The 13,608-nt window shown below is 52.7% G+C and carries 8 protein-coding genes and 1 pseudogene; 8 read left to right on the top strand and 1 reads right to left on the bottom strand.

What is annotated here, in order from left to right:
• Positions 1-134 precede the first annotated feature (134 nt).
• Complete coding sequence (locus tag AC5M9B_RS02120; protein WP_070655731.1) at positions 135-1,508, bottom strand: DEAD/DEAH box helicase; 1,374 nt, start codon at positions 1,506-1,508, stop codon at positions 135-137.
• Positions 1,509-1,845: 337 nt separating this feature from the next.
• On the opposite strand from AC5M9B_RS02120, the gene AC5M9B_RS02115 reads away from it, so the two are divergent.
• From AC5M9B_RS02115 to recB, 8 genes and pseudogenes are all read left to right on the top strand, one after another.
• Positions 1,846-2,790, top strand: a complete 945-nt coding sequence (locus AC5M9B_RS02115) for a class I SAM-dependent methyltransferase (RefSeq protein ID WP_487648169.1) — start codon at positions 1,846-1,848, stop codon at positions 2,788-2,790.
• A gap of 37 nt (positions 2,791-2,827) precedes the next feature.
• Positions 2,828-3,106 (top strand): hypothetical protein, encoded by a 279-nt coding sequence (locus tag AC5M9B_RS02110; RefSeq protein WP_003743234.1) that lies wholly within the window; start codon positions 2,828-2,830, stop codon positions 3,104-3,106.
• A 48-nt stretch (positions 3,107-3,154) separates the two neighbouring features.
• Positions 3,155-4,306 carry an elongation factor P maturation arginine rhamnosyltransferase EarP gene (earP, locus tag AC5M9B_RS02105; protein ID WP_070613586.1) on the top strand — a complete coding sequence of 384 codons (1,152 nt, stop codon included), beginning with the start codon at positions 3,155-3,157 and terminating at the stop codon, positions 4,304-4,306.
• Between the two features lie 41 nt (positions 4,307-4,347).
• A complete protein-coding gene (gene efp / locus AC5M9B_RS02100) occupies positions 4,348-4,908 on the top strand; it encodes an elongation factor P (RefSeq protein ID WP_002219406.1) in 561 nt (186 codons plus the stop codon).
• A gap of 181 nt (positions 4,909-5,089) precedes the next feature.
• The gene (gene gyrA / locus AC5M9B_RS02095) at positions 5,090-7,855 is read left to right on the top strand and encodes a DNA gyrase subunit A (protein WP_487648168.1); all 2,766 of its coding nucleotides are present in this window, start codon (positions 5,090-5,092) and stop codon (positions 7,853-7,855) included.
• Between the two features lie 193 nt (positions 7,856-8,048).
• Positions 8,049-9,326, top strand: coding sequence for an O-acetylhomoserine aminocarboxypropyltransferase/cysteine synthase family protein (locus AC5M9B_RS02090; RefSeq protein WP_070613588.1), 1,278 nt, complete (start codon positions 8,049-8,051; stop codon positions 9,324-9,326).
• 65 nt (positions 9,327-9,391) lie between these two features.
• Positions 9,392-9,635, top strand: a pseudogene (locus AC5M9B_RS02085) (hypothetical protein); the annotation flags it as partial.
• A 189-nt stretch (positions 9,636-9,824) separates the two neighbouring features.
• Complete coding sequence (gene recB, locus AC5M9B_RS02080) at positions 9,825-13,466, top strand: exodeoxyribonuclease V subunit beta (protein ID WP_487648167.1); 3,642 nt, start codon at positions 9,825-9,827, stop codon at positions 13,464-13,466.
• The last annotated feature ends 142 nt before the right edge of the window (positions 13,467-13,608 follow it).

Genomic DNA, 13,608 nt, shown 5'->3' with positions numbered 1-13,608 from the left:
AGGCCGTATGCTACCGCATACTGGCCTTTTTCTGTTAGGGAAAGTTGCACTTCAAATGCGAATCCGCCGACCTTTTTTGTCGGACAACGAGGTATCAATACTGCTTAATATCCGCTATTGATTTGACTTTAGCATCAGCCTCTTTTCGCTGGACGGCTTGGTTTCGAGCCGAAAGAATCGTTGGCTTTACGTTTACCTTTAAAGCCTTCGCCGCCTTTCTTAAATCCTTCTTTTTTGAAACCTTCGCTGCGTGATTTGCCACCAAAGCCTTCTTTGCCCGGTTTCTTATCGCCGCGCCAGCCGCCGGATTTTCTATCGCCCCAGCCGCCTTTGCCTTTCGGTTTGCCGCCTGCGGATTTGCGCTTGCGGGTCGGCTCCATGCCTTCGACGGTTACTTCGTTCAGCTTACGGTCGATATATTTTTCGATTTTGTGCACTTTGACGTATTCGTTCACTTCGGCAAAGGTAATCGCAATACCCGTGCGCCCTGCCCGTCCGGTACGGCCGATGCGGTGAACGTAGTCTTCCGCCTGTTTCGGCAGGTCGTAGTTGATAACGTGGGTAATGGTCGGCACGTCGATACCGCGTGCGGCAACGTCGGTGGCAACCAAAATTTTGCAGCGGCCTTTGCGCAAATCCATCAGCGTGCGGTTTCGCCAGCCCTGCGGCATGTCGCCGTGCAGGCAGTTGGCGGCGAAACCTTTTTCGTACAAATCGTCGGCGATGACTTCGGTCATGGCTTTGGTGGACGTAAAAATCACGCATTGGTCGATGTTGGCGTCGCGCAGGATGTGGTCGAGCAGGCGGTTTTTGTGGCGCATATCGTCGCAGTACAGCAACTGCTCTTCTATTTTGCCTTGGTCGTCCACACGCTCGACTTCGACGACTTCAGGGTTTTTCGTCAGTTTGCGCGCCAGTTTGCCGACTGCACCGTCCCAAGTGGCGGAGAACAATAAAGTCTGACGGTCGGTCGGAGTGGCTTCGACAATGGTTTCGATGTCGTCGATAAAGCCCATGTCCAACATACGGTCTGCTTCATCCAAAATCAGCACTTCCAAACGGTCAAAATCGACTTTGCCGCTTTGCATCAAGTCCATCAGACGGCCCGGAGTGGCGACAATCAGGTCAACCGGCTTGCTCAGGGCGCGGGTTTGGTAGCCAAAAGATGCTCCGCCGACGATGCTGACGGTGCGGAACCAGCGCATATTTTTAGCGTACGCCAGCGCGTTTTTCTCGACTTGTGCCGCCAATTCGCGGGTCGGCGTCAACACCAACGCGCGCGGGCCTTTGCCCGATTTTTCGCTGCGCTTGGTCAGCCGCTGCAAAGTCGGCAGCAGAAAGGCGGCGGTTTTGCCGGAGCCGGTTTGCGCCGAAGCCATGATGTCGCGGCCTTCCAAAGCAAACGGAATGGCTTGCGCCTGAATCGGCGTCGGACTTTCGTAACCCTCGCTGCTTACGGCGGACAAAATGTTTTTATCAAGGTTCAAATCGGCAAATTTAATAGACATGGCTATCCTAAAAAGACAACAACGCGCACGTCTGAACGGTTTTCAGACGACCTGAAGCAAAGGAAAGTAACGATACGGGAAATGTGAAGTTACAGGGTTGTCGCAAGCATCTTGCTTGTGGTTAACATCGACGACAACCTGCACAGAAAGGCTTGGCAAATAAGCAAGCAATAAAAGAAACGCACCCGAAACGGCGGTTTAGGTTGGAAGACGATGGCTTCGTATAAAAAGGCGAACGGCGGATAATATCGATTTTATGGATAACGGTCAAGCAAAAAGGCATCAAGTGCGTTAAAATCCAAACCTTTCCCAATACTCATTCAGGCCGTCTGAAACCATGACCGACATAACTCCCTTCGCCAACCGCATGGGCAAAAACATCAAACATCTCATGAAATGGGCGAAACGCAACGGCATCAAAGCCTGGCGCATTTACGACCGCGACATCCCCCAATTCCCCTTTGCCGTCGATGTTTACAGCGACCAAATCCACCTTCAGGAATACGATACCGGCTGGCTGATGCAGCCCGAAGAATACGAAGCATGGCTTGCCGAAGTATTGGAAGCCGTCGCCTTCGTTACCGGTTTTGCGCCCGAACAAATCCACCTCAAACGCCGCGAACGCCAAAAAGGCTTGCAGCAATACGAGAAAACCGGCAAAACCGGTGACGATTTCGTCATCACCGAAAACGGCCGCAAGTTTTGGGTCAATCTCGACAAATACCTCGACACCGGCCTCTTTCTCGACCACCGCAACACGCGTAAAAAAGTCGGCGAAACCGCAGCGGGCAAACGCTTCCTCAACCTGTTTTCCTACACCGGCAGCTTCACTGTCTATGCAGCCACCGGTGGCGCAGCGTCCAGCGAAACCGTCGATTTGTCCAATACTTATCTCGATTGGGCGAAACGCAATTTCGAACTCAACGGCATCAGCCCCGAACAACACCAAATCGTCCGCGCCGACGTGTTCCAATACCTGCAAAACGCCGCTGCTGAAGGCAAACTGTTCGACCTCATCGTCATGGATCCGCCCAGCTTCTCCAACAGCAAAAAGATGCTCGACATCCTCGACATCCAGCGCGACCACAAAAAATTAATTGACGGCGCGATGAACCTGCTCGCATCAGACGGCATTTTGTACTTCTCCAACAACTTGCGCAGCTTCGTCTTGGACGATTCGGTATCGGAACAATACGCCGTCAAAGACATTTCCAAACAATCCGTTCCCGACGATTTCCGCAACAAGAAAATCCATCAGTGTTGGGAAATCAGACATAAATAACCGCCCTCTTCCAATTATTTTGAACTGATTACACACCATGTCCAAACCGCTTATCATTCGCTGGCTCGTCGTCTGTCTGATACCCTTGGCGACGCTTGCCGTTTTCGTCGTCAATCCGCCTGAAGACGAGGCTCAGCACTTAATCAACGGCATCATCCTTGCCTGCGAAGCGACGTTTTTGTTCAAATTCATCCTCTTCGAAACCATCAAGCATCATCTTAAGCAAGAGTTTGATTTGAAACGTCAAACCATGCTGCTGTTTATTCCGATCGTTTTGCTGATTGTGTATTTGTTCCACTATTTCGGCGCGTTTTAGTTTTGAAAAGGTCGTCTGAAACCGATTTCAGACGACCTCAAGTCTTTTATGAATACACACGTTTTTCCTGTTTGTTGGATTTTTTGCAACGTCATCGACAATTTCGGCGACATCGGCGTTTCCCTGCGGCTTGCCCGTGTTTTGCATCATGAACTCGGTTGGCAGGTGCATTTGTGGACGGACGATGTGTCCGCCTTGCGTGCGCTTTGCCCTGATTTGCCCGATGTTCCCTGCGTTCATCAGGATATTCATATTCGCACTTGGCATGCCGAAGCGGCGGACATTGATACCGCGCCCGTTCCCGATGTCGTCATCGAAACTTTTGCCTGCGACCTGCCTGAAAATGTGTTGCACATTATCCGCCAGCACAAACCGCTTTGGCTGAATTGGGAGTATTTGAGCGCGGAAGAAAGCAATGAAAGACTGCACTTGATGCCTTCGCCGCAGGAGGGTGTTCAAAAATATTTTTGGTTTATGGGGTTTAGCGAAAAAAGCGGCGGGCTGATACGCGAACGCGATTACCGAGATGCCGTCCGTTTCGATACCGAAGCCCTGCGTCAGCGGCTGATGCTTCCTGAAAAAAACGCGCCCGAATGGCTGCTTTTCGGCTATCGGAGCGATGTTTGGGCAAAGTGGCTGGACATGTGGCAACAGGCAGGCAATCCGTTGACCTTGTTATTGGCGGGTACGCAAATTATCGACAGCCTCAAGCAAAGCGGCGTCATTCCGCAAAATGCCCTGCAAAACGACGGCGATGTTTTTCAGACGACCTTAGTCCGCCTCGTCAAAATCCCTTTCGTGCCGCAACAGGATTTCGACAAACTGTTGCACCTCGCCGATTACGCCGTTATCCGCGGCGAAGACAGTTTCGTCCGCGCCCAGCTTGCGGGCAAACCCTTCTTTTGGCACATCTACCCGCAAGATGAAAACGTCCATCTCGACAAACTCCACGCCTTTTGGGATAAGGCGCATGGTTTCTACACGCCCGAAACCGCATCGGCACACCGCCGCCTTTCAGACGACCTCAATGGCGGAGAGGCTTTATCCGCAACACAACGCCTCGAATGTTGGCAAACCCTGCAACAACACCAAAACGACTGGTGGCAAGGCACGGAGGAATGGAGCCGTTATCTTTTCGAGCAGCCTTCCGCCCCTGAAAAACTCGCTGCCTTTATTTCAAAGCATAAAAAAATACGCTAAAATAGCGCGTTTATTTACAACCGATTTGATTGGAAATCACAATGAAAACAGCACAAGAACTGCGCGCCGGCAACGTATTCATGGTCGGCAACGATCCTATGGTCGTTCAAAAAACCGAATACATCAAAGGCGGCCGCTCTTCCGCCAAAGTCAGCATGAAACTGAAAAACCTGCTGACCGGTGCCGCTTCCGAAACCATTTACAAAGCCGACGACAAATTCGACGTCGTCATCCTGTCCCGCAAAAACTGTACTTACAGCTACTTTGCCGATCCTATGTACGTCTTCATGGACGAAGAATTCAACCAATACGAAATCGAAGCCGACAACATCGGCGATGCGTTGAAATTCATCGTTGACGGCATGGAAGACCAATGCGAAGTAACCTTCTACGAAGGCAACCCCATTTCTGTCGAACTGCCTACCATCATCGTACGCGAAGTCGAGTACACCGAGCCAGCCGTTAAAGGCGACACTTCAGGCAAAGTGATGAAAACCGCGCGTCTGGTCGGCGGCACTGAAATCCAAGTGATGTCTTACATCGAAAACGGCGACAAAGTCGAAATCGATACCCGTACCGGCGAATTCCGCAAACGCGCTTAAGCATCAGCTGCGGTTCAAGACAAAAGGTCGTCTGAAAAGTTTCAGACGACCTTTTGTCTATTTTACAACCATCGTTCTGCAAGTTGCCCGGATTCGCCTCATTACGCCGCAAAACGCCCTGTCCAAGCCGTTTTTATGCTAAAATCCGAGCTAATTTTTGCCATACGAAATAAAGAAAACCATGACCGACGCAACTATCCGCAACGACCATAAATTCGCACTCGAAACCCTGCCCGTCAGCCTTGAAGACGAAATGCGCAAAAGCTATCTCGATTACGCCATGAGCGTGATTGTCGGCCGCGCGCTGCCCGATGTGCGCGACGGTTTGAAGCCGGTGCACCGCCGTGTGCTTTACGCCATGCACGAGCTGAAAAACAACTGGAACGCCGCCTACAAAAAATCGGCGCGTATCGTCGGCGACGTCATCGGTAAATACCATCCGCACGGTGATGTCGCGGTTTACGACACTATCGTGCGCATGGCGCAGGATTTTTCGATGCGCTACGTCTTAATCGACGGTCAGGGCAACTTCGGTTCGGTTGACGGCGACGGCGCCGCGGCCATGCGTTATACCGAAATCCGCATGGAGAAAATTGCCCACGAAATGCTGGCGGACATCGAAGAAGAAACCGTCAATTTCGGCCCGAACTACGACGGCAGCGAACACGAACCGCTGGTGTTGCCGACCCGCTTCCCCGCGCTGTTGGTCAACGGCTCGTCCGGTATTGCCGTCGGTATGGCGACCAACATCCCGCCGCACAACCTCACCGACACCATCAATGCCTGTTTGCGTCTTTTGGATGAACCCGAAACCGAAATCGACGAATTGATCAACATCCTGCAAGCCCCCGATTTCCCGACCGGCGCGACCATCTACGGCTTGAGCGGCGTGCGCGAAGGCTATAAAACCGGCCGCGGCCGCGTCGTCATGCGCGGTAAAACCCATATCGAACCCATAGGCAAAAACGGCGAACGCGAAGCCATCATCATCGACGAAATTCCGTATCAGGTGAACAAAGCCAAGCTGGTGGAAAAAATCGGCGAACTGGTGCGCGAAAAAACGTTGGAAGGCGTATCCGACCTGCGCGACGAGTCCGACAAATCCGGTATGCGCGTCGTTATCGAATTGAAACGCAACGAAAACGCCGAAGTCGTTTTAAACCAACTCTACAAACTCACCCAGCTTCAAGACAGCTTCGGCATCAATATGGTTGCCTTGGTTGACGGTCAGCCGCGCCTGTTGAACCTGAAACAGATTCTGGCGGAATTCCTGCGCCACCGTTGCGAAGTTGTTACTCGCCGCACCCTGTTCCGCCTGAAAAAAGCGCGTCATGAAGGCCATATCGCTGAAGGTAAAGCCGTTGCCCTGTCCAATATCGACGAGATGATTCGCCTCATCAAAGAATCCGTCGACGCGCCCGAGGCCAAAGAAAAACTGCTTTCCCGCGCATGGCGCAGCGGTTTGGTGGAAGACATGCTGAGCCGTACCGACCTCGACCTGCGCATGGCGCGCCCCGAAGGCCTGCCCGCCAATCTCGGCTTGCAGGAACAAGGCTATTATCTGAGCGAAATCCAGGCCGATGCCATCCTGCGTATGAGCCTGCGCAACCTGACCGGCCTCGACCAAGAAGAAATCGTCGGTGATTACAAAAACATTATGGCAAAAATCATCGACTATTTGGACATTTTGGCGAAACCTGAACGCATCACCCAAATCATCCGCGAAGAATTGGAAGAAACCAAAACCAATTTTGGCGACGAACGCCGCAGCGAAATCAACCCGTTCGGCGGCGACATTGCCGATGAAGACCTGATTCCGCAACGCGAAATGGTCGTTACCCTGACCCACGGCGGCTATATCAAAACCCAGCCGACCACCGACTATCAGGCGCAGCGTCGCGGCGGGCGCGGCAAACAGGCGGCTGCCACCAAAGACGAAGACTTCATCGAAACCCTGTTTGTTGCGAATACGCATGACTATTTGATGTGTTTTACCAATCTCGGCAAATGCCACTGGATTAAGGTTTACAAACTGCCCGAAGGCGGTCGCAACAGCCGCGGCCGTCCGATTAACAACGTCATCCAGTTGGAAGAAGGCGAAAAAGTCAGTGCCATCCTCGCCGTGCGCGAATTCCCCGAAGACCAATACGTCTTCTTCGCCACCGCACAAGGCATGGTGAAAAAAGTCCAGCTTTCAGCCTTTAAAAATGTCCGCAGCCAAGGCATCAAAGCTATTGCGCTCAAAGAAGGCGACTACCTCGTCGGCGCCGCGCAAACCAGCGGCTCGGACGACATCATGCTGTTCTCCAACCTGGGCAAAGCCATCCGCTTCAACGAATACTGGGAAAAATCCGGCAACGACGAAGCAGAAGATGCCGACATCGAAACCGAAATTTCAGATGACCTCGAAGACGAAACCGCCGACAACGAAAATGCCCTGCCAAGCGGCAAACACGGCGTGCGTCCGTCCGGTCGCGGCAGCGGCGGCCTGCGCGGTATGCGCCTGCCTGCCGACGGCAAAATCGTCAGCCTGATTACCTTTGCACCCGAAGCCGCGCAAAGCGATTTGCAAGTGCTGACCGCCACCGCCAACGGCTACGGCAAGCGTACTCCGATTGCCGATTACAGCCGCAAAAACAAAGGTGGACAAGGCAATATCGCCATCAATACCGGCGAGCGCAACGGCGATTTGGTCGCCGCAACCTTGGTCGGCGAAACCGACGACCTGATGCTGATTACCAGCGGCGGCGTCCTCATCCGCACCAAAGTCGAACAAATCCGCGAAACCGGCCGCGCCGCAGCAGGCGTTCGCCTGATTAATCTGGACGAAGGCGAGCAACTGGTCAGCCTCGAGCGGGTAGCAGAAGAACCGGAAGACGCGTCAGCTTCAGGTGAAGAAAACACTACCGAGGCAAACGTAACAACAGAAGACAATACACCGCAATAAAGCAAGAAACCGGCCGTCTGAAAAACAATCTATGTTTTTTCAGACGGCCTCTATTTATAGTGGATTAAATTTAAATCAGGACAAGGCGACGAAGCCGCAGACAGTACAGATAGTACGGCAAGGCGAGGCAACGCCGTACTGGTTTAAAGTTAATCCACTATATCAATGTTTAATTCACTACAAGGATATTCATATGAAACGGGAAACTATCGCCCTACACGCAGGCTATCAATCCGAACCGACCACCAAATCCGCTGCCGTCCCGATTTACCAAACCACGTCCTACACTTTCGACAACACGCAGCATGGCGCAGACCTGTTTAACCTTGACGTTGCGGGCAATATCTACACCCGCATCATGAATCCGACCACCGCCGTGTTGGAAGAACGTGTCGCCCGTCTGGAAGGAGGCATTGCCGCATTGGCAGTTGCCAGCGGTATGGCGGCAATTACCTATGCCGTTCAAACATTAGTTGAAGCAGGCGACAACATCATCGCAACCAAAACCCTCTACGGCGGCACATACAATTTCTTTGCCCACAGCCTGCCGCGCCAAGGCATAGAAGTGCGCTTTATCGATCCTGCCAAACCCGAAGAAATCGCCGCCAATACCGACAGCCGAACCAAACTGGTGTATTGCGAATCCATCGGCAATCCCGCCATCAATGTCGTCGATATTCAGGCATTTGCCCAAGCCGCACACGCTCAAGGGCTGCCACTGATGGTGGACAACACCGTCGCTACGCCCACGCTGTTCCGCCCCATCGAACACGGTGCCGACATCGTTATCCAATCGCTGACCAAATATATCGGCGGCCACGGCACAACGATTGGCGGTGCCATTATCGACGGCGGAAAATTCGAATGGGCAGGTAATCCGCGTTTTGACCGAACCTTCAACCAGCCGGACCCGTCCTACCACGGAGTAAACTACTGCGAGCATTTTGGTGCGGCCGCATACATCGCCCGCGCCCGCGTCGTCCCGCTGCGCAATACCGGTGCCGCCCTGTCGCCGCACAGCGCATTTTTACTGCTGCAAGGTTTGGAAACCCTCGCCCTACGTATGGAGCGTCATTGTGAAAACGCCTTGAAAGTAGCCGAATTCTTAAAGAAACACCCGCAGGTCGAATGGGTAAACTACCCTGCCTTGCCTGACAGCCCGTACAAAAACTTAATCGACCGCGACTACGGCGGCAAAGCCTCCGGTTTGCTGAGTTTCGGCATTAAAGGCGGACGCGAAGCCGGTGCAAAATTCATCGATGCACTGCAACTCTTCCTGCGCTTGGTGAATATCGGCGATGCCAAATCGCTTGCCACCCATCCCGCCACCACTACCCACCGCCAGCTTGACGATACCGAACTCGCCGCAGCGGGCGTCAGTCCCGATATGGTACGTCTGAGCGTGGGCATCGAGCATATCGACGATTTGCTTGCCGACTTGGCGCAGGCATTGGAAGCGGCACGGGTATAGGCAAATAACAACCGTAGTTAGATGAAAAAGCCTCCGCTTAAAAAGGTCGTCTGAAAATCATTTCTCCGTTTAGGAAAATACCTGTCTTCAGACGACCTTTTTTTCAATTCCAATGTTATAGTGGATTAAATTTAAATCAGGACAAGGCGACGAAGCCGCAGACAGTACAGATAGTACGGAACCGATTCACTTGGTGCTTCAGCACCTTAGAGAATCGTTCTCTTTGAGCTAAGGCGAGGCAACGCCGTACTGGTTTAAAGTTAATCCACTATATGCTCCAATACCAAGCATTTTGGCTCTATACACAGAATAAAATTACCTGATGGTAAGACAGAACAATATCGTCCGTCTCGGCAAGCCGGACAACAAATCCAACAACGCTTCGGCAATAGCGAAAAATATAGCCGATTTAAACAGTGAAGATTGGGAACCAATCTAAAGCGCAAGAGCAAAATTATCTCCGTATCCTGTTATTCCTTAACTCATCCTCCTTTTATCATGCTCGACAACGCCCCCATTCCAGCCTTCGATCCTCTAAGCATCGCCATATCAGGCACCAATCTGATTGAAGCCTCTGCCGGTACGGGCAAAACCTACGGCATTGCAGCGTTGTTCACGCGCTTGGTCGTGCTTGAGCAGATGCCGGTCGAAAGCATTTTGACCGTTACTTTTACCAAAGCGGCGACGGCGGAATTGAAAACCCGTTTGCGCGCGCGTTTGGACGAAGTATTGCAGGCTTTGGAAAGCGTGGAAGATACAGACAATCTTTCAGACGACCTCGAAACATACTGCCGAGATAATCATCTGGGTGATGTGTTTTTGACCGGCTTGCTCAAACAGGCATTGGCTCAAGAAAGTCGGGCGCGACTGATTGTCCGCCTCAAAGCCGCCATCGGACAATTTGACAACGCCGCGATTTATACCATTCACGGTTTCTGCCAACGCATTTTGCGCGATTATGCATTTTTGTGCCGCGCGCCTATGGATGTTGAGTTGACCGAAGACAACCGCGACCGCCTGCTGATTCCCGCTCAAGATTTTTGGCGCGACCGCATCGTCGATCATCCCGTTTTAGCGAAGTTGGTATTCCAACGCCGCCAAACGCCGCAAACCATGCTGGCGGCAATACAAAAATTCGTCAGCCGTCCGTATTTGGTTTTCAGACGACCCGAAGCAGACTTAGTCGCTGCGCAGGAAAACTTTCGGAAAACATGGGAAAAAGTGCGTTCCAAACTGGACGCTTTGGAAGAAACATTCTGGCGCATCCGTCCGATATTAAATGGACAATCCTATCAAGAAAAAACATTCAAAACCGTCTTTCTCGAACTCCACTCCGCCTCTCAATCCAATGCCCTTCCTTCTTTTAGCAAAACGACGGCAGAAAAGCTGCCTATGTTTGCCGTAGAAGCTTTAGCGTCCAAAGTCAAAAAAGGCAATACTCCCGATGCTGCCGCCTTTGCCGATTTGCAGATATTGGCGAATCTCGGCGCGGATTCGGCTGCCATCGCGCAAGCCGAAGAAGAGACGCTTACCCTGCTCCACCTCGACCTACTCGACCATCTTAATGCCAGTCTGAGCGAGCAGAAAAAATCCAAGCGCGAACGCGGTTTCGACGATTTACTGCTTGATGTTTATGACGCATTGACCGACAACCCGCAGGCAGACTCGCTGGCTCAGGCAGTAGCGCAGAACTGGCGCATCGCATTGATTGACGAATTTCAAGACACCGACCCGCTGCAATACGAAATCTTCCGAAAAATCTTTATCAGCCAAAACAAGCCCTTATTCTTAGTCGGCGACCCGAAACAAGCGATTTACAGCTTTCGCGGCGCCGACATTTACGCCTATCTGCAAGCCGCAGCCGACGCGCAACACAGCTACACGCTCGCGACCAATTACCGCAGCCATGCCAAGCTGATTAACGGCATAGGCGCATTGTTCCGCTGCAAAAACCGCCCTTTCGTCTTGGACGGCATCGACTATACCGAAGTCGGCGCCGCACGTTCCGAAAGCCGGCTTTCGCCGCCCCAAACTGCCATACAGATACGCTGGCTCAACGGCAAAGACGACGAAGTACTCAACAAAGACATCTTGCGCCGCCGTGCCTCCGAATATTGCGCCGACGAAATCGCCCACACGCTCAACGAAGCTGCCGAAGGTCGTCTGAAATTCAAAGACAGACCGGTCGTTTCGGGCGACATTGCCGTCTTGGTCAGGACGTTTAACGAAGGAGTGATGGTAGCAAAATCGTTGAAAACGCGCGGCATACAAAGCGTTTTGCTCTCAAGGGAATCGGTTTTCACCACGCCTGAAGCCCTCGCCCTTGCCGCGCTGTTGGATTACTGGCTAAATCCCGGACAAATCGGCTCGTTACGCTTCGTCTTATCCGGCACATTGTTCGGCTACGACGCGCAAGCCCTGTATCAACTCAACCGCAACGAAGCCGAATTATTAAACTGGATAAACACCGCCGCCGAATCCGTCGCCATTTGGCGGAAAAGCGGGATTTATGCCGCGTTGCAATACTTCTCCTCGTTGCACGGCATCGAAACCGGACTGCTTGCACGTGGCGACGAGCGCGGCCTCACCAATTTCCATCAGCTTTTAGAATGCCTCTCCGAAGAAGAAGGACAAAGCCTCAGCCCCGCCGCCCTGCACCAATGGCTCAACGACCAAATCAGTCTGGCGCAAGACCGTTCCGTCGGCGAATCAGGGCTTTTACGGCTTGAAAGCGACGAAGCACTGGTCAAAATCGTGACCATGCATGCCTCCAAAGGTTTGCAATATCCTTTGGTCTATTGCCCTTTCGTTTGGGACGCGAAAGACATGAAGCCCGCCGATTGGCAAATCCTCCACTCCGCCGCCCACACCACGGAACTGCTTGCCAAAACGCAACTTAACGATGAAGACCGCATCCACCTTGCCGACGAAGAAATGGCAGAACGCCTGCGCCTGCTTTACGTTGCGCTGACCCGCGCCGAAGAGCAGCTCGTCCTCTATGCCGCCCATTGCGGCGATACCGCCGATTCCCCTTTCGCCTACCTGCTTGAAGGCAGCGCCGACAGCAATCGGGCGGATACCCGCCAAGCCTATGACCAAGAGCGCAAAGCAAACAAAGCCCTAGGCGAGCTACAAATGCTGAAAAACAACTGGCTGCGTTTCCTCAACAATCCCCCCGAACATACCGACTTCAGCTTTTCCGAAGACGCGCCGCAACCCGCTGCCGCGCAAAACCGCCAACTTTCAGACGACCTCTATCAAGCCGCCGTTATCCCCGCCCGCGGATTTCAGTTTATCCGACATACCAGCTTTACCGGCCTCAGCCGCCAAGTCAAAACCCGAGACGACGAGCGCGAAGAATTACAACCCGCCCTCGACCCCGCAGAAACCGCCGCCGAAACAGAAAGGTCGTCTGAAAACACCCTCCCCGTTTCAGACGACCTCCCAAATGCCGACATCCACCATTTCCCGCGCGGAGCCAATGCCGGCGTCTGCCTGCATGAAATGTTGGAAAAATTCGACTTTGCCCAAAGCACCGAAAGCCAAAGCAGCCTGATAGCCGAAACCTTGACCCGCTACGGCTTCGACTTGCTCTGGGCAGATGCCGTCAAACAAATGCTCGAGACCTGCCGCAAAACGCGCCTTTCTGCACAAAGCCTGTCTGAAATCCCACCCGAACGCCGCCTTCCGGAAATGGGATTCACCCTCTACACCGAAGACTTCAAACTCCATGACCTGCGCCGCTGGTTTGCCCGAGAAAACAGTTCACTGCCGCCGGAATGTATCGAAGCCGCAGAAAGATTGGATTTCCAAGACGTACAAGGTTTTCTCAACGGCTTCATCGACATGGTCTGCCAAGATTCAGACGACCTCGTGTGCATCATCGATTACAAATCCAACCATCTGGGCGACAACGCCGAAGCTTATACGCAACAAGCCATGAACGAAGCCGTAGCAGACCACCACTACTACCTGCAAGCGCTCATCTACGCCATCGCCGTAGCCCGCTATTTCAAACTGCGCGGCAAACCGTTACCCAAAATCGCCATCCGATACCTCTTCCTGCGCGGATTGGACGGCACGGACAACGGCATCTGGCAATGGGACTTGGATACCGAATCTTTGGCACAATGGCTGTAAATCGAAGCACAAAGGTCGTCTGAAAATGTTCAAAAACATTGTGAAATGCAAAGCAGACGGCTATCTGTAGAAATCAACAGTGTTGTTTACACTTTTGGCTTTTGCTTGAAGACCCGTTTGAGCAGCTATCCGGCATTGTCAA

This window comes from Neisseria flava, from assembly GCF_982712965.1.
The sequence above is the reverse complement of the archived record's forward strand: the minus strand, read 5'-3'. Positions and strand labels throughout refer to the sequence as shown.

Bases quoted from the DNA above. Each gene is read 5' to 3' on its own strand.
- AC5M9B_RS02120 (WP_070655731.1), bottom strand. From the start codon at position 1,508: ATGTCTATTAAATTTGCCGATTTGAACCTTGATAAAAACATTTTGTCC.
- AC5M9B_RS02115 (WP_487648169.1), top strand. From the start codon at position 1,846: ATGACCGACATAACTCCCTTCGCCAACCGCATGGGCAAAAACATCAAA.
- AC5M9B_RS02110 (WP_003743234.1), top strand. From the start codon at position 2,828: ATGTCCAAACCGCTTATCATTCGCTGGCTCGTCGTCTGTCTGATACCC.
- earP (WP_070613586.1), top strand. From the start codon at position 3,155: ATGAATACACACGTTTTTCCTGTTTGTTGGATTTTTTGCAACGTCATC.
- efp (WP_002219406.1), top strand. From the start codon at position 4,348: ATGAAAACAGCACAAGAACTGCGCGCCGGCAACGTATTCATGGTCGGC.
- gyrA (WP_487648168.1), top strand. From the start codon at position 5,090: ATGACCGACGCAACTATCCGCAACGACCATAAATTCGCACTCGAAACC.
- AC5M9B_RS02090 (WP_070613588.1), top strand. From the start codon at position 8,049: ATGAAACGGGAAACTATCGCCCTACACGCAGGCTATCAATCCGAACCG.
- recB (WP_487648167.1), top strand. From the start codon at position 9,825: ATGCTCGACAACGCCCCCATTCCAGCCTTCGATCCTCTAAGCATCGCC.